This window comes from Leclercia adecarboxylata, from assembly GCF_035787115.1.
Classification (GTDB): Bacteria; Pseudomonadota; Gammaproteobacteria; order Enterobacterales; family Enterobacteriaceae; genus Enterobacter; species Enterobacter adecarboxylatus_E.
Genome location: NZ_JALKTL010000003.1, coordinates 226,127 through 251,427 on the forward strand (window position 1 = coordinate 226,127; position 25,301 = coordinate 251,427).

At 58.5% G+C, this 25,301-nt stretch carries 24 protein-coding genes and 1 pseudogene; 17 read left to right on the top strand and 8 right to left on the bottom strand.

The window, feature by feature from the left end; genetic code table 11:
• The first annotated feature begins 6 nt into the window (after positions 1 to 6).
• The 3 genes from ytfT (at position 7) to MXM41_RS11975 (ending at position 3,682) form a co-directional block, all read left to right on the top strand.
• Complete coding sequence (gene ytfT, locus MXM41_RS11965) at positions 7 to 1,032, top strand: galactofuranose ABC transporter, ATP-binding protein YtfT (RefSeq protein ID WP_325932144.1); 1,026 nt, start codon at positions 7 to 9, stop codon at positions 1,030 to 1,032.
• The gene (gene yjfF / locus MXM41_RS11970) at positions 1,019 to 2,020 is read left to right on the top strand and encodes a galactofuranose ABC transporter, permease protein YjfF (RefSeq protein WP_325932145.1); all 1,002 of its coding nucleotides are present in this window, start codon (positions 1,019 to 1,021) and stop codon (positions 2,018 to 2,020) included. Before ytfT ends, yjfF begins: the two co-directional genes overlap by 14 nt.
• A gap of 93 nt (positions 2,021 to 2,113) precedes the next feature.
• Complete coding sequence (locus tag MXM41_RS11975) at positions 2,114 to 3,682, top strand: methyl-accepting chemotaxis protein (RefSeq protein WP_325932146.1); 1,569 nt, start codon at positions 2,114 to 2,116, stop codon at positions 3,680 to 3,682.
• Here the strand turns inward: MXM41_RS11975 and MXM41_RS11980 are convergent.
• Together MXM41_RS11980 and fbp are read right to left on the bottom strand one after the other, a co-directional pair.
• Positions 3,657 to 4,010 (bottom strand): LysR family transcriptional regulator, encoded by a 354-nt coding sequence (locus tag MXM41_RS11980; protein ID WP_325932147.1) that lies wholly within the window; start codon positions 4,008 to 4,010, stop codon positions 3,657 to 3,659. The two genes, MXM41_RS11975 and MXM41_RS11980, sit on opposite strands and share 26 nt — an antisense overlap.
• A gap of 220 nt (positions 4,011 to 4,230) precedes the next feature.
• Positions 4,231 to 5,229, bottom strand: coding sequence for a class 1 fructose-bisphosphatase (fbp, locus tag MXM41_RS11985; RefSeq protein WP_325932148.1), 999 nt, complete (start codon positions 5,227 to 5,229; stop codon positions 4,231 to 4,233).
• Between the two features lie 179 nt (positions 5,230 to 5,408).
• Between fbp and mpl the strand changes: the two genes are divergently transcribed.
• Positions 5,409 to 6,782, top strand: a complete 1,374-nt coding sequence (mpl, locus tag MXM41_RS11990) for a UDP-N-acetylmuramate:L-alanyl-gamma-D-glutamyl-meso-diaminopimelate ligase (protein WP_325932149.1) — start codon at positions 5,409 to 5,411, stop codon at positions 6,780 to 6,782.
• A gap of 95 nt (positions 6,783 to 6,877) precedes the next feature.
• On the opposite strand, the gene yjgA is transcribed toward mpl, so the two are convergent.
• On the bottom strand, positions 6,878 to 7,429 hold the full coding sequence (gene yjgA, locus MXM41_RS11995; protein WP_103178015.1) for a ribosome biogenesis factor YjgA: 552 nt from the start codon (positions 7,427 to 7,429) through the stop codon (positions 6,878 to 6,880).
• 95 nt (positions 7,430 to 7,524) lie between these two features.
• On the opposite strand from yjgA, the gene pmbA reads away from it, so the two are divergent.
• Together pmbA and cybC are read left to right on the top strand one after the other, a co-directional pair.
• Positions 7,525 to 8,877: a metalloprotease PmbA gene (gene pmbA / locus MXM41_RS12000; RefSeq protein ID WP_325932150.1), complete on the top strand. Its 1,353-nt coding sequence runs from the start codon at positions 7,525 to 7,527 to the stop codon at positions 8,875 to 8,877.
• A 225-nt stretch (positions 8,878 to 9,102) separates the two neighbouring features.
• The gene (gene cybC / locus MXM41_RS12005) at positions 9,103 to 9,486 is read left to right on the top strand and encodes a cytochrome b562 (RefSeq protein ID WP_325932151.1); all 384 of its coding nucleotides are present in this window, start codon (positions 9,103 to 9,105) and stop codon (positions 9,484 to 9,486) included.
• 73 nt (positions 9,487 to 9,559) lie between these two features.
• Here cybC and MXM41_RS12010 read toward each other — a convergent pair whose 3' ends face one another.
• A complete protein-coding gene (locus tag MXM41_RS12010; protein ID WP_325932152.1) occupies positions 9,560 to 9,955 on the bottom strand; it encodes a Hok/Gef family protein in 396 nt (131 codons plus the stop codon).
• A 182-nt stretch (positions 9,956 to 10,137) separates the two neighbouring features.
• Between MXM41_RS12010 and MXM41_RS12015 the strand changes: the two genes are divergently transcribed.
• The 11 genes and pseudogenes from MXM41_RS12015 to MXM41_RS12065 all read left to right on the top strand — a co-directional run bounded on the left by MXM41_RS12015 (position 10,138) and on the right by MXM41_RS12065 (position 19,038).
• The gene (locus tag MXM41_RS12015) at positions 10,138 to 10,476 is read left to right on the top strand and encodes a glycine dehydrogenase (protein WP_325932154.1); all 339 of its coding nucleotides are present in this window, start codon (positions 10,138 to 10,140) and stop codon (positions 10,474 to 10,476) included.
• A gap of 10 nt (positions 10,477 to 10,486) precedes the next feature.
• Entirely contained in the window at positions 10,487 to 10,849 is a 363-nt protein-coding gene (locus tag MXM41_RS12020; protein ID WP_032616243.1) for an SFCGS family glycine-rich protein, read from the top strand.
• 2 nt (positions 10,850 to 10,851) lie between these two features.
• A complete protein-coding gene (locus MXM41_RS12025; RefSeq protein WP_325932155.1) occupies positions 10,852 to 11,151 on the top strand; it encodes a DUF4312 family protein in 300 nt (99 codons plus the stop codon).
• Positions 11,152 to 11,173: 22 nt separating this feature from the next.
• Positions 11,174 to 11,950: a DUF4311 domain-containing protein gene (locus MXM41_RS12030; RefSeq protein ID WP_325932156.1), complete on the top strand. Its 777-nt coding sequence runs from the start codon at positions 11,174 to 11,176 to the stop codon at positions 11,948 to 11,950.
• Positions 11,951 to 11,963: 13 nt separating this feature from the next.
• Positions 11,964 to 12,605 (top strand): DUF4310 family protein, encoded by a 642-nt coding sequence (locus tag MXM41_RS12035; protein ID WP_325932157.1) that lies wholly within the window; start codon positions 11,964 to 11,966, stop codon positions 12,603 to 12,605.
• Positions 12,606 to 12,647: 42 nt separating this feature from the next.
• Entirely contained in the window at positions 12,648 to 13,781 is a 1,134-nt protein-coding gene (locus MXM41_RS12040; RefSeq protein WP_325932158.1) for an amidohydrolase/deacetylase family metallohydrolase, read from the top strand.
• Positions 13,765 to 14,883, top strand: coding sequence for a DgaE family pyridoxal phosphate-dependent ammonia lyase (locus MXM41_RS12045; RefSeq protein ID WP_325932159.1), 1,119 nt, complete (start codon positions 13,765 to 13,767; stop codon positions 14,881 to 14,883). The genes MXM41_RS12040 and MXM41_RS12045 overlap by 17 nt, the downstream gene beginning before the upstream one ends.
• Positions 14,880 to 15,620: a 2-dehydro-3-deoxy-phosphogluconate aldolase gene (gene dagF / locus MXM41_RS12050; protein WP_325932160.1), complete on the top strand. Its 741-nt coding sequence runs from the start codon at positions 14,880 to 14,882 to the stop codon at positions 15,618 to 15,620. Before MXM41_RS12045 ends, dagF begins: the two co-directional genes overlap by 4 nt.
• Before the next feature lie 140 nt (positions 15,621 to 15,760).
• Positions 15,761 to 15,847, top strand: a pseudogene (locus MXM41_RS12055) (2-dehydro-3-deoxyphosphooctonate aldolase); the annotation flags it as partial.
• A 124-nt stretch (positions 15,848 to 15,971) separates the two neighbouring features.
• Positions 15,972 to 17,108, top strand: coding sequence for a lactonase family protein (locus MXM41_RS12060; protein WP_325932161.1), 1,137 nt, complete (start codon positions 15,972 to 15,974; stop codon positions 17,106 to 17,108).
• Between the two features lie 19 nt (positions 17,109 to 17,127).
• Complete coding sequence (locus tag MXM41_RS12065; protein ID WP_325932163.1) at positions 17,128 to 19,038, top strand: BglG family transcription antiterminator; 1,911 nt, start codon at positions 17,128 to 17,130, stop codon at positions 19,036 to 19,038.
• Positions 19,039 to 19,040: 2 nt separating this feature from the next.
• On the opposite strand, the gene nrdG is transcribed toward MXM41_RS12065, so the two are convergent.
• The 4 genes from nrdG to treB all read right to left on the bottom strand — a co-directional run bounded on the left by nrdG (position 19,041) and on the right by treB (position 25,288).
• A complete protein-coding gene (gene nrdG / locus MXM41_RS12070) occupies positions 19,041 to 19,505 on the bottom strand; it encodes an anaerobic ribonucleoside-triphosphate reductase-activating protein (protein WP_325932164.1) in 465 nt (154 codons plus the stop codon).
• 151 nt (positions 19,506 to 19,656) lie between these two features.
• A complete protein-coding gene (gene nrdD, locus MXM41_RS12075) occupies positions 19,657 to 21,795 on the bottom strand; it encodes an anaerobic ribonucleoside-triphosphate reductase (RefSeq protein ID WP_325932166.1) in 2,139 nt (712 codons plus the stop codon).
• 370 nt (positions 21,796 to 22,165) lie between these two features.
• Positions 22,166 to 23,821: an alpha,alpha-phosphotrehalase gene (gene treC / locus MXM41_RS12080; protein ID WP_325932167.1), complete on the bottom strand. Its 1,656-nt coding sequence runs from the start codon at positions 23,819 to 23,821 to the stop codon at positions 22,166 to 22,168.
• A 48-nt stretch (positions 23,822 to 23,869) separates the two neighbouring features.
• Positions 23,870 to 25,288: a PTS trehalose transporter subunit IIBC gene (gene treB, locus MXM41_RS12085; protein WP_325932169.1), complete on the bottom strand. Its 1,419-nt coding sequence runs from the start codon at positions 25,286 to 25,288 to the stop codon at positions 23,870 to 23,872.
• Between the last annotated feature and the right edge of the window lie 13 nt (positions 25,289 to 25,301).

Sequence of the window (25,301 nt, forward strand, 5' to 3'; positions counted from 1 at the left end):
TAGATCGTGATGCCACGTTCACTTTCTCAGACCGGCGAGCCGAAGCGCCGTTTCAGCTGGCCCACCGGCACGCCGCAAATCATTGCGCTGTTGCTGGTGTTGCTGGTGGACAGCCTCGTGTCGCCCCATTTTTATCAGATTATCCTCCAGGATGGCCGCCTGTTCGGCAGTCCGATTGATATTTTAAACCGCGCCGCGCCGGTCGCCCTGCTGGCGATTGGTATGACGCTGGTAATTGCCACCGGCGGTATCGACCTGTCGGTCGGCGCGGTGATGGCGATTGCGGGCGCGACGGCGGCATCGATGACCGTGGCCGGACACAGCCTGCCGGTGGTGCTGCTGGCGACCCTCGGCACCGGGGTGCTGGCGGGGTTATGGAACGGCATTCTGGTGGCGATCCTCAAGATACAGCCCTTCGTTGCGACCCTGATTTTGATGGTCGCCGGACGCGGGGTGGCGCAGCTGATCACCTCCGGGCAGATTGTCACCTTTAACGCCCCTAATCTGGCGTGGATCGGCAGCGGCTCGCTGCTGTTCTTCCCGACGCCGGTGATTATCGTGGTGGTCACCCTGATCGCCTTCTGGCTCTTCACCCGCAAAACCGCGCTGGGGATGTTTATTGAAGCGGTAGGGATCAACATTCGCGCCGCGAAAAACGCCGGGGTCAGCACCCGCCTGATGGTGATGCTGACCTACGTGTTAAGCGGGGTGTGCGCCGCCATTGCCGGGGTGATTGTCGCGGCAGATATACGCGGAGCGGATGCCAACAACGCCGGGCTGTGGCTGGAGCTGGATGCGATCCTCGCGGTGGTCATTGGCGGCGGATCGCTGATGGGCGGTCGCTTCAACCTGCTGCTGTCGGTGATTGGCGCGCTGATCATCCAGGGGATGAATACCGGGATCCTGCTGTCTGGCTTCCCGCCGGAACTCAACCAGGTGGTGAAAGCGGTGGTGGTGCTCTGCGTGCTCATCGTGCAGTCGCCGCGCTTTATCAGTCTCATTAAGGGGATGCGTGGTCATGATAAAACGTAATTTACCGCTCATGATAACCCTGGGCGTGTTTGTGCTGGGGTATCTCTACTGCCTGACGCAGTTCCCCGGTTTTGCCTCAACGCGGGTGATCTGCAACATCCTGACCGATAACGCCTTCCTCGGGATCATTGCCGTCGGCATGACCTTTGTGATCCTCTCCGGCGGGATCGACCTCTCCGTCGGGTCGGTGATCGCCTTTACCGGCGTCTTCCTGGCGAAAGCGATCGGCTACTGGGGGATCTCACCGCTGCTGGCCTTCCCGCTGGTGCTGGCGATGGGCTGTGCGTTTGGCGCCTTTATGGGGCTTTTGATCGACGCCCTGAAAATTCCGGCCTTCATTATTACCCTTGCCGGGATGTTCTTCCTGCGCGGCGTCAGCTATCTGGTGTCGGAGGAGTCGATTCCGATTAACCATCCGGTGTACGACACCCTCTCAAGCCTGGCGTGGAAAATCCCCGGCGGCGGCCGTCTGAGTATTCTCGGGTTAGTGATGCTGGGGGTGGTGGTGATTGGGATTTTCCTCGCGCACCGCACCCGCTTCGGTAATGAAGTGTACGCTATTGGCGGCAACGCCACCTCGGCGAACCTGATGGGGATCTCCACCCGCAGCACCACCATTCGTATCTATATGCTCTCTACCGGGCTGGCGACGCTGGCGGGGATCGTCTTCTCGATCTACACCCAGGCCGGCTATGCGCTGGCGGGGGTAGGCGTGGAGCTGGACGCCATTGCTTCAGTGGTGATTGGCGGCACGCTGCTCAGCGGCGGGGTGGGCACGGTGCTGGGCACGCTGTTTGGCGTGGCCATCCAGGGGCTGATCCAGACCTACATTAACTTCGACGGCACCCTCAGCTCGTGGTGGACCAAAATTGCGATTGGCATTCTGCTGTTTATCTTTATCGCGCTTCAGCGCGGCCTGACGGTCATCTGGGAGAACCGCCAGAGCTCGCCTGTTACCCGGGTGAGCACCACAACCAGCAAGCTCTAACTCCCTGAATTTGCGTAAAGTCTAAATCTTTTCCGGTAGCGGCCGATAACCCTTAATTCTGTCCAGATTTATCTCGCTACCGGAAATTACATCATGCTTAAAACGCTATCGATTCGTACCGGCTTGCTTTCGTTACTGGCCGTCATGACCCTCCTGCTGCTGCTCGTCAGCGGTATCGGCATTTATGCCCTCACCCAGAGTTCCTCTTCCCTGCAGCGCATTAATCATCTTCAGGGTGAACAGCTGGTGCAGCTCAATTCGGGCTACACCCTGATCCTGCGCGCGCGCAACGAGGCGGGACAGGCTGTCCGCATGATGGAGGTGGGGCTGCTGGATGACGCCGCCAAATCGGTGAAAAACATCAATGACGAAATTACGCTGGCGCAAAGCACGTTGAAAAACGTCATCGATAGCGGGGTACAGGATCCGGAAGGGGAGCAGCTGTTGAAGAAGGTTGCTGCAAGCCTGGCGGCCTATAACGCGCAGGGGATCGTGCCGATGCAGAACGCGCTGAATGCGCAGAGCGCCGATGACTATTACGATCTGCTGGAGAACCGTCTGATGCCGGTGGCGCGTCAGTTTGATAATGATATGCAGGCCTTCCAGGCCTGGAGCGACAGCCGCGGCAAAGCCGAAGTGGCGGCAGTGCAGGCGAGTAAAGACCGTGTGATGCTGCTGATCGTTGTCGCCGCGCTGCTGACCGCGGGCATCATAGTGCTGGCGTGGCTGGCATTGCGCCATATGCTGCTTAAGCCGCTTTCCACCTCAATCGCCCAGCTTGAACACGTGGCCGCCGGGGATCTAACCCATGCCCTGACTGCCCCTGCAAGCCAGGAGTTTAACCGTCTGAACGCCGCTATCGAGGAGATGCGCCAGTCGCTGATGGGCTCGGTGCTGCGGGTGCGTGACGCCAGTTCGCAAATCGACACCGGCAGCCGGGAGTTGACCGCAGGCAACATGCACCTTGCCCAGCGTACAGAATCCACCGCCACCTCTCTTGAGCAGACCGCCGCCAGCATGGAAGAGATCACCGCTACGGTGAAACAGAACGCCCACAACGCCGAGCAGGCGCATCAGGTGGCGCAGACCATGTCTGACACTGCCGATCGCGGCAGCGAAATGGTGTGCTACGTGATTGAGAAGATGCGCGACATCTCCGGCAGCGCCGACCGCATCGCCGATATTCTTAGCGTTATTGACGGCATTGCCTTCCAGACCAATATCCTGGCGCTGAACGCCTCGGTCGAGGCCGCCCGCGCGGGCGAGCAGGGTCGTGGCTTTGCGGTGGTGGCCGGGGAGGTGCGTATCCTCGCCAGCCGCAGCGCCGACGCGGCAAAAGAGATCCGCACCCTGATCAGCGATTCACAGGCGCACGTCAGCGAAGGCAGTGAACTGGCCCAGCAGGCGGGCGAAACCATGGATGAGATCGCCACCGAGGTGATGCGCATGACCCGCCTGATGCGTGAGATCGCCAATGCGTCCCATGAGCAGAGTCGTGGTATTGAGCAGGTGAATATTGCCGTCAATCAGATGGACGAAACCGCGCAGCAAAACGCGGCGCTGGTCCAGCAATCTTCCGCCGCGACGCGCTCGCTGGAAGAGCAGTCGCGCGAGCTCATCGCGGCGATGTCATCGTTTAAACTGTCGTTGCAACAGGCGTAGCGTTACCGCATTCCGGCGCCGCTGGCGTCGGGATGCTTTGCGCGCCAGCCGGGGTACCGGCAATGTTGTCGTGAATGGAGCCCAGCAGCTTTTCCAGTTCGGCGGTGAGCTGCAGCGCATGCGGTGTCGGCTCAAGGAACAGACCCTTGCGGGTAAACAGCGGTTCATTAAACAGCATTCCAAAGCGTTTCAGCGCCAGGCTCACGGCCGGTCGTGACATATCAAGACGCAGTGAGGCTTTGGCCATACTGCCGCACCTGACAACTTCAATAAAAACCGGGATCAGATTGAGATCGATGCCGGTGGATGCGCGAGAAAAGTTTTTCATTGCTGCTGATTCCGTTGAACACTATTTGAACGCCATCATGATGACGTAATGATTCAGCGGGTTACAGCAGCATTTTTATATAGTTTTATACCCACAAAGATATAAATATTTAGAAAACAAAAGGGGCCGGACGGCCCCTTTTGGTCAACTATACCGACAAAGGTACAGGCGTCCGGAAAAACAAAAGGGGCCAACCGGCCCCTTTTGCTCAACGGTCTAATCAGGCGTCCGGAAATTCACGGATAAAACGCTCGACGTCTTCAACCATATGATCGTTGCCGACGAAGAACGAGCGACGCTGATGCAGACTTTCAGGAACGATATCCATAATCCGCTCTTTACCGTCGCTGGCTTTACCGCCCGCCTGCTCGGCAAGGAAGGCCATTGGGTTGCACTCATACAGCAGGCGCAGCTTGCCTTCCGGGTGGCTGGCGGTGCTCGGGTAGAGGTAGATACCGCCCTTCAGCAGGTTGCGGTGGAAATCCGCTACCAGCGAGCCGATATAGCGTGAGGTATAAGGGCGCTGGGTGGATTTATCCTCTTCCTGGCAGAATTTGATGTACTTCTTCACCCCTGCCGGGAATTTAATGTAGTTCCCTTCGTTGATGGAGTAAGTGCTGCCTTTCTGCGGGAAGCGCATGCGCTCCTGGCACAGGCAGAACACGCCCAGAGACGGATCGTAAGTAAAGGCATGCACGCCGCAGCCGGTGGTGTACACCAACATGGTGGAGGAGCCGTATACCACATAGCCCGCCGCGACCTGCTTATTGCCCGGTTGCAGGAAATCTTCTTCGGTGACCGGCGTGCCGACAGGGGTGACGCGACGGTAAATGGAGAAAATTGTGCCGACAGAGACGTTAACGTCGATGTTGGAGGAGCCATCCAGCGGATCCATCAGAACGACATATTTGGCGTGTTCACACCCTTCGAAGACAACGATTTCGTCCTCTTCTTCGGAGGCGATACCCGCAACGATGTCGCGTGCGCGCAGTGCAGCTTTGAGTTTTTCGTTCGCGAACAGATCGAGTTTCTGTTGAACTTCGCCCTGCACGTTTTCAGCACCGCTGGCACCCAGGATATCGACCAGACCGGCCTTGTTAATATCGCGATGGATGATCTTGGCGCCCAGCTTTATTGCCGACAACAAAGCAGTAAGTTCACCGGTAGCATGCGAGAACTCGTGCTGCTTTTCGACAATAAATTCACCTAACGTTTTCATAACACTTTCCCTGCATTGGATGTTGAGTAAAGTTGTTGATGCCCAACAATCTTAACAAACTTTCAAATAATGGCGCAGAGGTGAATCGCGCCAGCAGCGTACAGATTTTCCTGAAATGCATTTCTCTGCCGCAGACATATGCGTAAAATGTGCGCCACATTAAAAAAGGATAGTGACGTATGCGCATTCATATATTGGGGATTTGTGGCACTTTCATGGGCGGCCTGGCTATGCTGGCGCGCGCTCTTGGCCATGAAGTGACGGGTTCGGACGCCAATGTGTATCCGCCGATGAGCACGCTGCTGGAAAACCAGGGCATCGATCTGATTCAGGGTTACGACGCCAGCCAGCTGGAGCCGCAGCCGGATCTGGTGATTATCGGTAACGCCATGACCCGGGGTAATCCCTGCGTAGAAGCTGTGCTGGAACGGAATATTCCCTACATGTCAGGCCCACAGTGGCTGCATGATTTTGTGCTGCGCGATCGCTGGGTGCTGGCGGTTGCGGGTACCCACGGTAAAACCACTACCGCCGGAATGGCGACCTGGATCCTCGAAGCCTGCGGCTATAAGCCGGGCTTTGTGATCGGCGGCGTACCGGGGAATTTCGACGTCTCTGCCCGCCTGGGCGAGAGCCCGTTCTTTGTGATTGAAGCGGACGAATACGACTGCGCGTTCTTTGATAAGCGCTCCAAATTTGTCCACTACTGCCCGCGCACGCTGATCCTCAACAACCTTGAGTTCGATCACGCGGACATTTTCGACGACCTGAAAGCGATTCAGAAGCAGTTCCACCACCTGGTGCGCATCGTGCCGGGCCAGGGGCGAATCATCCTGCCGGAAAACGACATGAATCTAAAGCAGACCATGGCGATGGGCTGCTGGAGCGAGCAGGAGCTGGTGGGCGAGCAGGGCCACTGGCAGGCGAAAAAGCTCACCAACGATGCCTCCCAGTGGGAAGTGCTGCTGGATGGCGAAAAGGTCGGGGAAGTGCACTGGGCGCTGGTGGGCGAACACAACATGCATAACGGCCTGATGGCGATTGCCGCTGCCCGTCATGTGGGCGTGCTGCCTGCCGATGCGGCTAATGCGCTGGGCTCCTTTATCAACGCCCGTCGCCGTCTTGAGCTGCGCGGCGAAGCCCATGGCGTGACGGTGTATGACGATTTTGCCCATCACCCGACCGCGATCCTGGCGACCCTGGCTGCCCTGCGCGGCAAAGTGGGCGGCACGGCGCGCATCCTGGCCGTGCTGGAACCGCGCTCCAACACCATGAAAATGGGCATCTGCAAAGACGACCTGGCGCCGTCCTTAGGCCGTGCGGATGAGGTCTTCCTGCTGCAGCCGCAGCATATCCCGTGGCAGGTAGCGGAAGTGGCCGAAGCCTGCGTCCAGCCTGCGCACTGGAGTGCCGATGTGGATACGTTAGCGGAGATGGTGGTGAAAACCGCTCAGCCGGGCGATCACATTCTGGTGATGAGCAACGGCGGGTTTGGTGGGATCCATCAGAAGCTGCTGGACGGTCTGGCGAAGAAAGCGGAAGCGGCAGAGTAACGCTAACCCTCTCCCTGAAAGGGAGAGGGAACAGTTTCCCCCTCGCCCCTTTGGGGAGAGGGCCGGGGTGAGGGGAGAAACAAACGACCCGGTGCTTAACCTTCCGCTTCCGCCAGCTCGCGCAGATACTGGAAGATCAGACGAGCAGACTTCGGCGGCTTGTTCGCCTCTTTCTCTTTTTTCGCATTACGGATAAGCGAACGCAGCTGCTGGCGGTCGGCGTCCGGCCACAGGTTCAGCACTTCCGGTACGGCGTCATCGCCCTGTTCAATCAGGCGATCGCGGATCTGCTCCAGCTTATGGAACAGCGCAACCTGCTGGTTGTGGCGGTTTTTGAGCTTATCCAGCGCCTGGCGGATAGGTTCAACATCGCGCTGGCGCAGTAATTTACCAATCAACTGAAGCTGGCGGCGACGGCCCTCTTTCTTGATGCGTTGTGCCAGTTCGATGGCGGCACGCAGATCGGGATCGAGCGGGATTTTATCCAGCGCGTTTTTACCCAGCTCTACCATTTCCGCACCAAGCTGTTTTAACTCTTCGGCGTCGCGTTTAATTTCACTTTTACTGACCCAGATGATCTCATCATCTTCGTCTTCGATGTCATCACCGGGAACGTCGTCGAGCCAGTCTTCGGGCTGCTTAGTCATGTCAGGCTCCTTAAAAAAAGAGGCTAATGTTACCAGTTAAGACGCGTACTGAGAAACGGTTCTCTGTTAGACTTCAGCTAACTACACCTTACATTATGGCATTTACGATGAAAGTGATCTCACAAGTTGCAGCGCAGCGTAAAGCACTGGAAGAGGCCGTCTCCATGGCCCTGGAGCTGGCGTCAGCGAAATCGGACGGGGCAGAAGTCGCCGTCAGCAAAACCACCGGCCTGAGCGTCAGCACCCGCTATGGTGAAGTGGAAACCGTTGAATTTAATAGCGATGGCGCGTTAGGGATTACTGTTTATCACCAGAACCGTAAAGGCAGCGCCTCCTCTACCGATTTAAGTCCGGACGCCATTGCCCGCACCGTACAGGCTGCGCTGGATATCGCCGCCTACACCTCTGCGGACCCCTACGCCGGCGTGGCGGATAAAGAGCTGCTGGCCTTTGAAGCCCCGGATCTGGATCTGTTCCATCCCGCAGAAGTGACCCCGGACGAAGCCATTGAGTTCGCGGCGCGCGCGGAACAGGCCTCCCTTAACGCCGATAAACGCATCACCAACACCGAAGGCGGCAGCTTTAACAGCCACTACGGCATTAAGGTCTTTGGCAACAGCCACGGCATGCTGCAGGGCTACAGCTCAACCCGCCACTCCCTTTCCAGCTGCGTGATCGCCGAAGAGAACGGCGACATGGAGCGCGACTACGCCTATACCATTGGCCGCGCGATGGGCGATCTGCAGTCGCCGGAGTGGGTTGGGGCGGAGTGCGCAAAACGCACATTATCCCGCCTCGCTCCACGAAAACTGTCTACCATGAAAGCACCGGTGATCTTCGCCAATGAAGTGGCGACCGGGCTGTTCGGTCACCTGGTCGGAGCGATTGCGGGTGGCGCGGTGTACCGCAAATCCACCTTCCTGCTCGACGCGCTGGGTACGCAGATCCTGCCGGAGTGGCTGACCATTGAAGAGCACCCGCATCTGCTGAAAGGGCTGGCCTCCACGCCGTTCGACAGCGAAGGCGTTCGCACGGAGCGTCGCGATATTATCAAAGATGGCATCCTGACCCAGTGGCTGCTCACCAGCTACTCCGCACGCAAGCTGGGGCTTAAGAGCACCGGCCACGCGGGCGGGATCCATAACTGGCGCATTCCGGGACGCGGCCTGAGCTTTGAGCAGATGCTGAAAGAGATGGGCACCGGCCTGGTCGTGACCGAGCTGATGGGACAGGGCGTCAGCGGCGTTACCGGCGACTACTCGCGCGGGGCCTCCGGCTTCTGGGTTGAAAATGGTGAGATTCAGTATCCGGTGAGCGAAATTACTATCGCCGGCAACCTGAAAGATATGTGGCGTAATATCGTGACCGTGGGCAACGATATCGAGACGCGCAGCAATATCCAGTGCGGTTCCGTTCTGCTACCGGAAATGAAAATCGCCGGTCAGTAATACCCGTCATACTTCACGCTGCAGATGCGTTGGCTGCGCGCGCTCACCCCGGTCACTTACTTATGTAAGCTCCCGGGGATTCACGCGCTTGCCGCGTTACTCGGCCTATGGCTCGCCCCTTTGGGGCCAGTGCCAGCGCTGTTCAAGGCACAAGTGCCTTGTCCTGCAACGCAAATTATTTAGGGTATTAGTCGGTTTTTTTAATAATAAAAAAGGAAGTGAGCAATGCGTAAAACTCTGTTGGCTATCCTCGCAGCGTCAACGCTGGTAATGAGTACGTCGGTCTTTGCCGACCTGGAAGACAATATGGACACCCTCAGCGAAAACCTGAAAGTGGTGCAAAAAACCGATAACGCGGCAGAGATGAAAGCGGCGTTAACCAAAATGCGCACCGCGGCGGTAGACGCGCAAAAAGAGGCACCGCCGAAGCTGGAAGGCAAAGCAGAAGACAGCCCGGAGATGAAAGATTTCCGTCACGGTCTGGAGACGCTGGTGGGCCAGATTGACGGCGCGCTGAAGCTGGCTAACGAAGGCAAAGTGAAAGAGGCCCAGGCGGCAGCCGATGGCTTTGTCACCACGCGCAATACTTATCACAAAAAATACCGTTAATGGGTGCCTGAGCCGCACGTCCTTGATACACTTATTAAATGCAGGGGAATTGTGCTCCCCCTGCATACTCGCTCTACTCCTTGCCAGAGTTGCAATCCAGTCGGGCAGTCACCTCCAGTGAACCTTTGCGATAGCTAATTTCACAAAGGTTTCGCCGGTTTATCAGTGTGAGCAGGATTGCTGTTATTGCGGCAATCGTTGTTACTCTGATAATAAGTCTTGTGCGTTTCATGGATGCCTCCTTGCTTCTTAAGCGGGCGAGGCAGCGAACTTCACGTGTTCGGACGTGTCGTTTCGAGCCCCCGCCCTGATTTTTCGTCAGGCGGGGCTTTCCACTTCCCGTCACATGCATGAGACGGTCAGTCTCAAGCACCCACGGCCACTTTACGTAATCCACATAAGAAAACCTTATCCCGCTCACACTTCTACGAGTCTGCTCGTAAACTTTTTCACTCCCGGTACGCCGCATTTGCCGTTCAGAAGCGTGATATTCATCACGTTAGGCCAGCGAAAAATCGTTATTCAGCGCAATTATGTGGCACAGATCACTGGCGCCGCTCTCCTTTCCACTTTGAAGTGGAAAACAACTCGCTACAAACCCCTGACACCCGGCGTTAGTTTTATCCCAGAGCCAATAACGGGGTAAGACGAGTGATTAACGGAACGGTAATAAACGGCACTGGAGACCAGGCGGCACAAACTGAACAGCTCGCCGACAGCATGCTCAAGCAGACTTTCGCCCTGCTTAGTCATCACCACATTATCCCCAATGCCGTTCAGGAGCAGATGCTGACCTCCCACGTTCGCGCCATGGCGCACCGGTCGGTAACCGGCGAGCCGCTGCCGGAGGTCGAGGCAGACCTGTTTGACGAAATTTCACCCGAATCCATGCGGCTTGCCCGTGAAGTGGTGGCGCAGTTTGGCAATCTTCCTGATGAAGAAGCCTGGCTGCTCTCCGTTCACTTTGAAGTCGCAAAAGACAACCTTTAAGGAGCACATCATGGAACAAATTACAGTCGTTATCGGCGATCGCCTGGGTAAAGGCCAGAAGGTTGCAGCAGGTGTTGAGAAAGCGGGTGGCCGCGCGGTCGTGGTGCCCGGCATGGCGGCAGATATGAAGCTCGGCGACGTGATGAAAGCGGAAAATGCCACCTTCGGCATCTCCTTCTGCGGCAGCGGCGGCGCAGGCGCCATCACCGCTCAGACCAAATATGGCTACAAAGCGAAGTACGGCATGCGTTCCGTGGAAGAGGGCGTCACCGCCATCAACGAAGGCTGCAACGTGCTCGGCTTTGGCTTTATGGATAAAGAAGAGCTGGGCGAGCGTCTGGTACAGGCGTGGCAGAAGAAGCACGGCGCCTGAGCATGAAAGAACAATTCACCACCACGGTGAGAGTGAAAGGCAAAGGTGACGCCAAAGCGCGCGCCTTTGCCGACGCGCTGAACCAGGTTCAGGCCGCGGTGATGAAAGCATCGCCGCATATCTTACTGCGTATTGAGCCACAGGACGTGCAGGTTGTTCAGGCGCAAGAAGCGGTGCGTAAAGAGGCGTTTCTGTTCTTCTTTTTGCGCCGGGAGAGACGCACCTACAGCGTGGAGCTGGACGTGACCGTCAACGTGACTGCCATCAATCTGGACCGGGTGGACTTTGTCACGCAACGCTGATTCTTACTAATAGGGCAGACGAATGTTCCTGATAATTTTAATAAAATCGCTCATCATCGGCGGCCTGGTGGGCGTCGGCGTTGGTGCCGGGGCTGCACGCATGTTTCATGCGCCTACCACACAGGGTATGGGCGCGTTTCGTACGTTGGGGGAACTGAACTCGTGTGAAGGGGATCCGGCGTCCCACTTCTCCTTTGGGTTAGGCTTCTTCTTCAACGCCTGGGCCTCGTCGGTTGCGGCGGGTTCCTTCACCCAGGACGTTGACCACCGCATCATCCCTAACTGGGGTGCCGCGGCGCTGATGATCAAAAACCGCAACGTCGGCGAGACGCTGCACGATCCTAAGCGCATGGCGATTGCCTGCGGCGTGATCGGCATGATTGTCGTCACCTTCCTTAACCTCACCGCCTCGTCCGTTCCGGCCGCGCTGCAGGTCACCGCCGTTAAGGTGCTGGTGCCAGCCGCGAACCTGCTGGTCAACACTGTGATGCCGGTGATCTTCTGGCTGGCGGCTATCGATGCGGGCAAAAAATCGGGCTTCTGGGCCACCGTCTTTGGCGGCGCGGCGCAGCTGATTATGGGGAACGCCGTACCGGGTCTGGTGCTGGGTATCCTGATTGGTAAAGGTGTGGAAGAGAGCGGCTGGAACCACGTCACCAAAGTGATGATGGTCGCCATCGTGGCGCTGTTTGTCCTGAGCGGCTTCTTCCGCGGCTTCGACATGAAGATGATTGAATCCTTCCATCTGACCGTGCCGAACTGGCTCGACATGATCCACAACTCGCTCAGCGGCAAATAACAGGAGCCTCTAAATGGAACAGAATAAAGGTTTTTGGTATGCCGACTGGTCGTTCCCGATCTTCGTTGGCCTGCTCTCTTCCGGCGTGTTCGCCGGGACGCACATGTACTACCTCTACGGCATCGGTGCCTTTAACGAAGTGGCCTTCGTGGCGATGCTGAAAGCGGGTATTGATACCGGCGTCTACGGCGCGGTGGCGGCATTCGGCGCCAGCTTCCTGTTTGCCCGTATTATCGAAGGCTCCCTGGTGGGGATCCTCGATATCGGCGGCGCGATCCAGACCGGGGTCGGGCTCGGCGTACCGGCGCTGCTGCTGGGCGCGGGCATTATGTTCCCGGTGACTAACTTTATTGCCTCGCTGGTCACCGGCCTGGTGATTGGCCTGGCAATTGGCTACGTCATCATTCTGGCGCGTAAGTTCACCATCAATCAGAGCAACTCCACCTACGGGGCGGACGTGATGATGGGGGCCGGTAACGCCTCTGGCCGCTTCCTCGGGCCGCTGATTATCCTCAGCGCGATGACCGCGTCGATTCCAATCGGTATCGGTTCACTGTTGGGCGCACTGCTGTTCTATATCTGGCAGAAGCCGATCACCGGTGGCGCCATCCTCGGCGCAATGCTTTTAGGCTGGCTGTTCCCGGTCGCCCTTTAATACCCGCGGGCGCTCCGGCGCCCGCCTTATCAGGAGAACCCCATGTTTGATTTGCTCCTGCGCCGTGCGCGCCTCACCGACGATACCCTGACCGATATCGCCATTCAGGACGGGAAAATCGCGGCGGTGGGTGACATCACCGATCCCGCACAGCAAACCCTTGAGTTAAACGGTGACATTTACGTCAGCGCAGGCTGGATCGACTCCCACGTTCACTGCTACCCAAACTCACCGATTTATCACGATGAGCCGGACAGCGTCGGCATCGCCACCGGCGTCACCACCGTGGTGGATGCGGGCAGCACCGGGGCGGATGACGTGGATGATTTCTACAACATTACCCGCAAAGCCTCCACCGAGGTCTTTGCCCTGCTGAACATCTCCCGCGTGGGGCTGATTGCCCAGAACGAACTGGCGAACATGGCGAATATCGACGCCGACGCCGTGAAGCAGGCGGTAAAACGTCACCCTGATTTTATCGTTGGCCTGAAAGCGCGTATGAGCAGCAGCGTGGTGGGCGAGAACGGCATTACGCCGCTGGAGCGCGCCAAAACCATCCAGAAAGAGAACGGCGACCTGCCGCTGATGGTGCACATCGGCAACAACCCGCCGAACCTCGACGAAATCGCCGAGCTGCTGAGTGCCGGCGACATCATTACCCACTGCTATAACGGCAAACCGAACCGCATTCTGACGCCATCCGGTGAACTGCGCGCCTCCATCACCTCCGCCCTGAAGCGCGGCGTGCGCCTGGACGTGGGCCACGGGACGGCAAGCTTCAGCTTTGAAGTGGCGAAACGCGCCATCGCGATGGGCATTCTGCCGCACACCATCAGCTCGGATATCTACTGCCGTAACCGTCTTAACGGCCCGGTGGGATCCCTTGCCAGCGTGATGTCAAAATTCCTCGCGATTGGCATGTCGCTGCCGCAGGTGATCGACTGCGTGACCGCCAACGCCGCGGACGGCCTGCGTCTGACCCATAAAGGCCGCATTCAGCCAGGTCTGGATGCCGACCTGACGCTGTTCACGATTAAACGCCAGCCGACGCTGCTGGTGGATGCGGAAAACGACAGCCTGCAGGCTGAACATATTCTGGTGCCGCTTGCCGCTATTCGCGCGGGCAAGGGCCACATGACCGAACAAGGGAGCACGGAACATGCCTTCAATTTTTGAGAAATACGATTTAAAACAGGTGATTAATGCCTCGGGGCGCATGACCGCGCTCGGCGTCTCTACCCCACGCCCGGAAGTGGTGCAGGCGGCGATGGACGGCATGAACCAGTACTTCGAAATGAAGGATCTGGTGAACAAAACCGGCGAATACATCGCGAAACTGCTGGATGTGGAAGGGGCGACCGTCGTCTCCTGCGCCTCGGCGGGCATCGCCCAGTCGGTAGCGGCGGTGCTGGTGAAAGAGAGCGACTGGCTGCTGGAAAACCTGCACGTCACGCCGATTGAGAATAACGAGATCGTCCTGCCGAAAGGCCACAACGTCAACTTTGGCGCCCCGGTCGGTACCATGGTGGCGCTGGGCGGCGGCAGGCTGGTGGAAGCGGGCTACGCCAACGAATGCTCCGCCGATCAGCTGGCGGCGGCGATCACTCCGCGCACTGCGGCGATCCTCTACATCAAATCGCACCACTGCGTGCAGAAAAGCATGCTCAGCGTGGAGCAGGCGGCGGTGGTGGCGCGTAAGCACGATCTGCCCCTGATCGTCGATGCCGCGGCGGAAGAGGATCTGCACGTGTACTACCGCGCCGGCGCTTCTCTTGTTATCTACAGCGGTGCCAAAGCCATTGAAGGGCCAACCAGCGGCCTGGTGATCGGCAAAACCCAGTACGTGGAGTGGGTTAAACGCCAGACGGCGGGCATTGGTCGGGCAATGAAGGTAGGCAAAGATGGCATTCTGGGCCTCACCTGCGCCATCGAACACTACCTGACGGCGACCAAAGAGAGCGGGGCGGAGATGGTGGCGAAGATGACCCCCTTTATCGATGCGCTCAACACCCTGAACGGCGTGACCGCCCGGGTGGTCTGGGACAGCGCCGGTCGCGATATCGCCCGTACCGAAATTAAGTTCGACGAAGCCACTACCGGCGTCGGCACAGGCGAACTGGTGCACGCGCTGAAGCAGGGCGAGTACGCCATTTACTTCCGTGGCTATAAAGCCAACGAAGGGATTATCGAAGCGGACGTGCGTAGCGTCAGCGCCGATCAGCTGAACATTGTTTATCGCCGCATCAGCGAAGTATTAGGACAGGAGAAAAAGGCATGAAACTGACCCCCAATTTTTACCGCGACCGCGTGTGCCTGAACGTGCTGGCGGGTTCAAAGGCCAACGCCAGCGCCATCTATGAAGCGGCAGAGGGCCATGTGCTGGTGGGCGTGCTCTCCAAAAACTACCCGGACGTGGCGAGCGCCGTGGCCGATATGCGTGAGTATGCGGCGCTGATCGATAACGCTCTCTCTGTGGGCCTGGGGGCGGGCGATCCGAACCAGTCGGCGATGGTGAGCGAGATCTCGCGCCAGGTGCAACCGCAGCACGTGAACCAGGTCTTTACCGGCGTGGCGACCAGCCGCGCGCTGCTGGGGCAGAGCGAATCTGTGGTCAACGGTCTGGTCTCCCCGACCGGCACCGTTGGCATGGTCAAAATCTCCACCGGCCCGCTGAGCAGCGCGGCACCGGACGGCATCGTCCCGGTAGAAACGGCGATTGCCCTGCTGAAAGATTTTGGCGGCAGCTCGATCAAATACTTCCCGATGGGCGGCCTGAAGTGCCGTGACGAGTACCAGGCGGTGGCGGAAGCCTGCGCCCGTCATGACTTCTGGCTGGAGCCGACCGGCGGTATCGATCTGGAAAACTATGAAACGATCCTGCAGATCGCCCTCGATGCGGGCGTGAGCAAGATAATCCCGCATATCTACAGCTCAATTATCGACAAAGCCAGCGGCGATACGCGTCCGGACGATGTGCGCACCCTGCTTGAAATGACGAAGAAGCTGGTGAAGTAATAAAAACCAACCCCTCACCCCAGCCCTCTCCCCAAAGGGGAGAGGGTGTAATCGTTCCCTCTCTCTTTTGGGGAGAGGGTTAGGGTGAGGGGCAAACACTGCACATATCTGAAGGGGCCACCATGCACACCTGCAACCTGCTTGTCGCTTCACTCATCGACAAAGCCAGCGGCGACACGCGTCCGGACGATGTGCGCACCCTGCTTGCGATGACGAAGAAGCTGGTTAATAAAAACCAACCCCTCACCCCAGCCCTCTCCCCAAAGGGGAGAGGGTGTAATCGTTCCCTCTCCCCTTTGGGGAGAGGGTTAGGGTGAGGGGCAAACACTGCACATATCTGAAGGGGCCACCATGCACACCTGCAACCTGCTTGTCGCTTCACTCTCACTGCTCGCCACCACCGCCGTCGCCCAGACGCACTACGCCTGGGTGGGAACCTACAACCCCAACGGTGAAGGGCTGTACCGCTTTACCATCGACCCGGAGTCCGGTGCGCTCGCCAACAAAACGCTGGTCAGCAAACTGCCGAACGCCGCGCAGTTAACCGTCTCGCGTGACGGCAAAACGCTCTATCTGGCAAGCGAAGTGGAGCAGGGCGTGGTGCAGGCGCTGCGCGTGGACGATAACGGCGAGTTGAGCGAACTGAATCAGGTGGCCTCCGGCGGGGCGGGGCCGGTTTATCTTTCGCTGACGCCGAACGGCCAGCACCTGCTGGTGGCGAACTATATCAGCGGATCGATCGCGGTACTGCCTGTCAACGCGGACGGTAGCCTGGGTGACGCCACGGATACCCATCAGGATCGGGGCGATCCGGGTGCCCCTCAACCCGAAGCCGCCGTAGAAGGCAGTTTTGCCATCAGCGATCATAATGGACCCCATGCGCACATGATCGCCGCCGATCCCGGCGGGAAATACGTGTTTTCCACCGATCTGGGGCTGGATCGTATCTATCAATACCGTTTTGACGATCGCGCCGGAAAACTCACGCCGAACGATCCGCCCTTTATCAGCGCCTCATCAAAAGGGGCCGGGCCGCGCCATTTCGTCTTTACGCCAAAAGGCGATGCCCTGTGGTTGATTAACGAAGAGGCGTCTACGCTGACGCATTACACGCTGGATAACCGCGGCAGGCTGACAGAGGGCAAAACGGTCTCTGCGCTGCCAGCCGGTTATAAAGGCACCAGTTTTGCCGCCGGGCTGGCGTTAAGCGCCGACGGCAAACAATTGTATGTAGCTAACCGTTTGCATAACAGCATTGGGCACTTTACCGTAACGGCGGACGGCACGCTGACGCATCAGGATGATGTCTGGACGCGTGGCGATTACCCGCGCACCCTGACGCTGGATAAACAGGGGCGCTGGCTGTACGTCATGAATCAACGTAGCGACAACATCACCCGTTTTCGCGTGGCGCAGGACGGCAAGCTGAGTTTTGAGCCGGATTACATCCCGGTTGGCAGTCCATCCCAGATGGTCATTTCACCCTGAGCAGTAAGAGGACAACCCCGTGCGATTTCCCAACCAACGTTTAGCGCAACTGTTTGAAATGTTGCAAAACGAAACGCTGCCGCAGGACGAACTGGCGCAGCGGTTGTCGGTGTCCACGCGTACTGTCCGGGCTGATATCACCGCGCTGAACGCGCTGCTGGCGGAGAACGGCGCGCAGTTTATCCTCAGCCGGGGAAACGGCTATCAGCTGAAAATCGACGATCCGGCACGCTATCAGCTGCTGCAGGATTCCCACCCGCGGATGCTGCGTATTCCGCGCACCGGCCCGGAACGGGTGCACTATCTGGTGGTGCGTTTTCTCACTTCGGCCTTCTCCCTCAAGCTGGAAGATCTGGCCGACGAGTGGTTTGTCAGCCGCGCCACGCTGCAGAGCGATATGGCAGAGGTGCGCGAGTGGTTTCACCGCTATCGCCTGACGCTGGAGACCCGTCCGCGCCACGGCATGAAGCTGTTCGGCAGTGAGATGGCGATCCGCGCCTGTCTGACGGATCTGCTGTGGCAGCTGGCGCAGCAGGACAACCTCAATCCTCTGGTCACGGAAGTGGCGCTCAACGCGGGCGTACCGGAGCAGCTCGCCGCCGTCCTGCACGAGACCTTTACCCGGCATCACATCCGCCTCACCGATGAGGGGGAGCTGTTTTTGCGTCTCTACGGCGCGGTGACGGTGCGCCGTATCAGCGAAGGCTACCCGCTGCCGGAATTTAACGCCGAAGAGGTGGCGGGGAACGTGCGCGATGCCGCGCGGGATATCGCCAGCGCCATCGCCCGGCTGGCGGATAAGACCCTTTCGCCATCGGAAGTGGCCTGGCTGGGGGTGCACATCGCCGCGCGCCAGGTGCAGGAGGTCTCCCCTAGCGCCATCAACGCCGATGATGAAGAGGCGCTGGTGAACTACATCCTGCGCTATATCAACACCCACTATAACTACAACCTGCTCGACGACGGCCAGCTGCACGCGGATCTGCTGACCCACATAAAAACCATGATCACCCGCGTGCGCTACCAGATCATGATCCCTAATCCGCTGCTGGATAACATCAAGCAGCACTACCCGATGGCGTGGGACATGACCCTCGCGGCGGTCTCGAGCTGGGGCAAGTACACCCCCTGGACGATCAGCGAAAACGAGATTGGCTTCCTGGTGCTGCATATTGGCGTCGGGCTGGAGCGCCACTACAACATTGGCTATCAGCGCCAGCCGCGGGTGATGCTGGTGTGCGACGCGGGCAATGCGATGGTGCGGATGATCGAGGCGGTGCTGCAGCGCAAATATCCGCAAATCGAGGTCACCCGTATCCTCACGCTACGTGAATATGAACAGTGCGAGAACATCAGCGAAGATTTTGTCATTTCCACCGCGCGCATTGGCGAAAAAGCCAAGCCGGTGGTGATGATTGCCCCGTTCCCGACAGACTATCAATTAGAGCAGATTGGCAAGCTGGTGCTGGTGGACCGCACCCGCCCGTGGATGCTGGAGAAGTTCTTCGACGCCAGTCATTTCCGCGTGATTGATCAACCTGTCGACCAGCAGACGCTGTTCCGTGAACTGTGCGCTCAGCTGCAGGAGGAGGGGTTTGTGGATGCGGCCTTTCTCGACTCGGTGGTGGAGCGTGAGGCCATCGTCAGCACCCTGCTCGGCGACGGCATTGCCCTGCCGCACTCCCTGGGTCTGCTGGCGCAAAAAACCGTGGTTTACACCGTGCTGGCCCCGCAGGGCATTCAGTGGGGCGATGAAACCGCACACGTGATCTTCCTGCTGGCGATCAGCAAAAGCGAATATGAAGAGGCGATGGCCATCTACGATATCTTCGTCACCTTCCTGCGGGAACGGGCGATGACCCGGCTGTGCGGCTGTCACGACTTTGCGGAGTTTAAAGCCGTGGCGATGGAGAGTTTGAGCCGGTTTTGAGCTCAACGCAAATGATGCACCACCTGATTACTGCTGCCCCGCCAGATCAGCATCGGATCTTTCAGATCCTGCACAAACTTGCCGTCAATCAGCACGTTGATCAGATCCACCACCTGCATCTGGGCGACGTTCAGTTCGTCCAGCCTGTAACCGGTCCACACCCAGATATCCTTGCCCGGGCACTCGGCGCGAATGCGCTGCACCAGCTTCAGAATATCCGGCACGTTTTGCGGGTGCAGCGGATCGCCGCCGGAGAGTGAAATCCCCTGGCGTTTAATGCGCGTGTCGTTGAGATCGTCAACGATCCGCTGTTCCATCTCTGCGGTAAAGGGCAACCCTGAATTTAAACGCCAGGTGCTTTTGTTGTAGCAGCCGGGGCATTCGTGAATGCAGCCGGAGACAAACAGGGTGCAGCGGGTGCCGGGGCCGTTGACGATGTCGACGGGGTAGTACTGGTGATATCGCATAGAAGATGTCCAGAAAGTCGTGCGCGCTGAGACCCTCACCCCGGCCCTCTCCCTGAAAGAGAGAGGGGGAACAGCAGACCTGCGCCTGGAGTTTGATGATGTGCTCGATCGATCCCCTCTCCCCTGGGGGGAGAGGGTCAGGGTGAGGGGATTAACCGATCTGCCCGTTCCCTAAATGTTTCACCCGGCGCTTCACCTCTTCCTGTTTACCGGCGTTGAACGGACGGGCGTCCGGGCTGCCGAGATAACCGCACACGCGGCGGGTGACGGAGACGCGGGCGGCGTCGTGGTTACCGCATTTCGGGCAGGTAAAGCCTTTGCTGGTGCACTCGAACTCGCCGGTAAAGCCGCACTCGTAGCACTCGTCGATTGGCGTGTTGGTGCCGTAATAAGGCACGTGCTGATAGCTGTAATCCCACACGTCTTCCAGCGCCTTCAGGTTGTGCTGAATGTTCGGGTATTCGCCGTAACAGATAAAACCGCCGCTCGCCACCGGCGGGTAGGCCGCTTCAAAGTCGATCTTGTCGTACGGGTTTACCTTTTTCTCGACGTCGAGGTGGAAACTGTTGGTGTAGTAGCCTTTATCGGTGACTCCCTCCACCACGCCAAACTCGGCGGTATCCAGGCGGCAGAAGCGGTCGCACAGGTTTTCGCTCGGGGTGCTGTAGAGGCTGAAGCCGTAGCCGGTTTCGTCTTTCCACTGGTCCACCGCGTCGCGCAGGCGCTGGACAATAGCGATGCCTTTCTCGCGCAGGGCTTCGCTGTCGTAGATATGTTTATCGCCGAACAGGGCGTTGATGGTTTCGTGGATGCCGATATAGCCCAGCGAAATGGAGGCGCGGCCATTTTTGAAGATCGCCGATACATCGTCGTCAGCCTTCAGGCGCACGCCGCAGGCCCCTTCCATGTAGAGGATCGGGGCGACGCGGGCTTTGACCCCTTCCAGACGGGCGATACGGGTCATCAGCGCCTTACGCGCCAGCACCAGACGCTCGTCCAGCAGCGTCCAGAATGCCGCCTCGTTGCCTTTGGCTTCCAGCGCGATGCGCGGCAGGTTGAGGCTGATCACTCCCAGGTTGTTACGTCCGTCGTGGATCTGTTCGCCGTTCTCGTCTTCGTACACGCCGAGGAAGCTGCGGCAGCCCATCGGAGTTTTGAACGAGCCCGTGACTTTCACCACCTGGTCATAGTTCAGAATGTCCGGATACATGCGCTTGCTTGCGCACTCCAGCGCCAGCTGTTTGATGTCGTAGTTGGCATCGCCAGGCTTGTGGTTCAGGCCGTCGCGGATGGCGAACACCAGCTTCGGGAACACCGCAGTTTTACGGTTTTTGCCGAGGCCGGCGATGCGGTTACGCAGAATGGACTGCTGGATCAGGCGCGATTCCCAGCTGATGCCCAGACCAAAGCCAAAAGTGACGAACGGCGTCTGGCCGTTGGCCGTGTGCAGGGTGTTCACTTCATATTCCAGCGACTGGAAGGCGTCGTAGCACTCTTTCTCGGTGCGGGAACGGGCGTAGCCGTCCGCGTCAGGGATCTGCCACTCTTCCGCTACCTGACGATGCTTGGCAAAGCTGGCGGCGACAAACGGGGCCAGCACTTCATCGATCCGGTTGATGGTGGTGCCGCCATAAATATGGCTGGCGACCTGGGCGATAATCTGCGCGGTTACCGCGGTGGCGGTGGAGATCGATTTTGGCGGCTCAATCTCGGCGTTACCCATCTTGAAGCCGTGGGTGAGCATGCCCTTCAGGTCGATCAGCATGCAGTTGAACATCGGGAAGAACGGCGAATAGTCGAGATCGTGATAGTGAATATCCCCGCGCTCGTGGGCCTGCACCACGTCGCGCGGCAACAGATGCTGACGGGCGTAGTGCTTGGCAACGATACCGGCCAGCAGATCGCGCTGGGTGGGGATCACCTTGCTGTCTTTATTGGCGTTTTCATTGAGCAGCGCGGAGTTGGTCTGCTCGACCAGGCCGCGGATCTCCTGGTTCAGGCGACCACGTTTTTCGCGTTCGATGTCACGGTCGTGGCGGTATTCAATATAAGCACGCGCCAGCTGTTTATAGGGGCCGGACATCAGCTGGTTTTCCACTGCAGTCTGGATCTCGTTGATGTCGACCTTGCTGCGGCCCTGCATCTGCTGGCTGACGACCTCTGCGACGGTGGCGCAGTAATCTGCGTCATCGACGCCCGCTGCTTTAGCTGCTCGCAGAATCGCTTCTTTGATGCGCTCTGATTTGAAAGGCACATTACAGCCATCTCGTTTCATCACATGCGGTGTCATGATCACTCCATTTAAGAACAGGTTATCCACAGAGGCAGGGAAAAGCGGCGAGGCCGTAACTGACGACGCGTGCGTGATTTCTCCTGATATCGACCCTTTTTATCCACAATTTTAAGTAGCGTGGTTTCCGTAGTCTTGTGGCAATAATAGACCACAGATACAACATATTGGGTCGGCGAGCATTCTAAGTTCTATATGTAGTGATTTGCATCAAACTTGTTTGCGATTTATTTGATTCAGGACAAGGTAAAAAACGAAGTGTACAGATGACGGGCGATCCGGGATTTGTAAATTCTGCAAGCGGAAATCTGGTTGATTTTGCACCAAAAAAGCGAAAGCCGGGCAACCGTGCGGCGCCCGGCGGATCCGGTTATGCCTGTAGCCACCATACCGCTTCAAAAGGGCGCAGGGTCATGGCGCCTGGCTGCGGCGATACTTCGGCATAGTTGCTCATCGCCACCTGCCAGTGGCCGTCCATTTCCTGCGGCTGCCACGGCTGGCACTCGCGGCTCAGGTTAGCGATAACCACCAGCGTCTGGCCCTGCCACTGGCGGCGATAGCACCACAGCGACGGGTGATCCGCCAGCAGATCCTGGTAATCCCCCCAGGTCAGCACCGGCAGGGTTTTACGTAGCTTAATCAGCGCCTGGTAGGTATAAAACACCGAGTCGGGATCGGCCAGCGCCGCCTCGACGTTGATCGCCTCTGCGTTATGGCCCAGCGCAATCCACGGCTCGCCGGTGGTGAACCCGGCATTGGGGGAGGCATCCCACTGCATCGGCGTGCGGCTGTTGTCGCGGGATTTACTTGCGAGGATCGCCAGCAGCTCATCGGCATCCCGCCCCTGAGTGCGCAGTTCGGCGAACATGTTGTGGCTCTCGACGTCGCGGTAATCGGTGATGCGGCTGAAGTGCGGGTTGGTCATGCCAATCTCTTCACCCTGATAGATGTAAGGCGTGCCCTGCATCCCGTGCAGCACCATTCCCAGCATCTTTGCCGCCGGGACGCGGTGCTCTCCCTCATCGCCAAAGCGCGAGACGATGCGCGGCTGATCGTGGTTACACCAGAACAGCGCATTCCATGCCCGGTTGTGCATACCCTGCTGCCAGTGGCTGAACAGCTTTTTCAGCGCCACATAGTCCGGCTTTGCCAGCGTCCATTTTTCGCCGTTGGGATAATCCACCTTCAGATGGTGGAAGTTAAAGGTCATCGACAGCTCGCGCCCGTCCAGCGCCGCGTACTGCTGGCAGTGCTCCAGGCGGGTGGAGGACATCTCGCCCACCGTCATCAGGTTGCGCGGGGTAAAGACGTCCCGGCTCATCTCCTGCAGGTAGTCATGAATGCGCGGCCCGTCGGTATAGAAGCGGCGACCATCGCCGATATCGTCATCCGGGAAGTCCTGATCTTTTGACACCAGGTTAATGACGTCGAGACGCAGGCCGTCCACGCCGCGATCGGCCCAGAATTCGCACACTTTTTTGAGCTCAGCGCGCACCTGCGGGTTCTCCCAGTTCAGGTCGGCCTGTTCCGGGGCGAACAGGTGCAGATAGTACTGCTCGCTTTCGGCATGCCAGCGCCAGGCGTTGCCGCCAAACTTGGCGCGCCAGTTATTGGGCGCCTGCTCCGGGGTACCGTCGCGCCAGATATAGAATTCACGGTACGGGCTGGCTTTATTAAGTGCCTCCCGGAACCACGGGTGCTGGGTGGAGGTATGGTTAAACACCATATCCAGCACGATGCGGATGCCTCGTTTATGGGCCTCAGCTACCAGCGCGTCGAAATCATCCAGCGTGCCGTAGGCCGGATCGATGCTGACGTAGTTCGCCACATCGTACCCATTATCCACCTGCGGAGAGATGTAGAACGGCGTTAGCCAGAGGGCATCGACGCCGAGGGTTTTAAGGTAGTCGAGACGCGACGTCACGCCGCGCAGATCCCCGGTGCCACGCCCGGTAGTGTCCTGGAAACTCTTCGGGTAGATCTGATAGATAACGCCGTTTTGCCACCAGTGAGGAAGGGTATTCATAATGCGTTCCTGCAAATTCGAAGGGGCGCAACTGCGCCCCGAAGAAGATTAAACCGCCTGCAACGTGCCCTGACGGTACTTGCGCTGATAGACAACGGTGGTCAGCGCCATCGGCACGACGATCGCCACGGCCATCGCCAGCGAAAAGACCTGCCAGTAGCTCGGCTGGATGGAGAGGATACCCGGCAGGCCGCCTACGCCAATGCCGTTGGCCATGACGCCGTTAAGCCCGCACAGCAGCCCGGCCAGGCCGGAGCCGATCATCGCGCACAGCATCGGGAAGCGGTAATTCAGGTTGATGCCGTACATCGCCGGTTCGGTGACCCCGAGGTAGGCGGAGATGGCCGCCGGCACCGAGATTTCACGTTCATTATGCTTACGGCTGACGATGATGATGCCGGTAACCGCCGAAGCCTGAGCAATGTTAGACAGGGCAATGATGGGCCACACCGGGGTGCCACCCAGGCTCTGGATCATCTGCATATCAATGGCCAGGGTAGTCTGATGCACGCCGGTGATCACCAGCGGGGCATACAGGAAGCCAAACAGCGCGGCGCCAATCGGGGCGAAGCTGCCGGTCATCAGATGACGTACTGCGTACGCCACGCCGTCGCCAATCATGCGGCCAAACGGACCGATAAAGGCATGGGCGAGGAACACCGCGAGGATCAGCGAGCACACCGGCACCACTACCAGATAGAGGTAATCCGGCACGATGCGCTTCAGGCGGGTCTCAATCATTCCCAGCGCCAGACCGGCGAGCAGGGCCGGGATCACCTGCGCCTGATAGCCCACTTTTGCAATGGTAAACAGGCCGAAGTTCCACACCTCGGGCACCTGCTGTCCAAGTAAGTAAGCGTTCATTAACTGTGGGGAGACCAGCGTGACGCCCAGTACGATACCCAGGATCGGCGTACCGCCCATTTTGCGCACCGCCGACCAGCAGATCCCCACCGGCAGGTAGAAGAAGATGGCTTCGCCAATCAGCCACAGGAAGTCATAGATGCTTTGCAGCGCCGGGTACATCTGGGCCAGGGTTTTGCCGCCGCTCATCGGCACATCGCCAATCACGTTACGGAAGCCGAGGATTAACCCCCCGCTGATCAGCGCCGGCAGCAGCGGGAAGAAAATCTCCGCGAAATGTGAAATGAGCTGTTCATGCCACTTCATGTTCTGACGCGCCGCCTTTTTGGCCTGCTCTTTATCGGCCGAGGAGTGGCCGGTCGTCGCCAGCAGCGCCTTGTAGTAGTCGCCCACTTCGGTGCCGATGACGACCTGGAACTGCCCGGCGTTGGTGAAGCAGCCTTTCACCATCGACAGCTCCTCAATGGCTTTGGGGTCGGCTTTGGCCGGGTCGTTCAGCACAAAACGCAGGCGGGTGATGCAGTGGCTGACCGTGGCGATGTTGTCACGTCCGCCAACCAGCACGATCAGCTGGTCGATATCCGATTGTTTTACTTTGCTCATCATGAATCCTCAT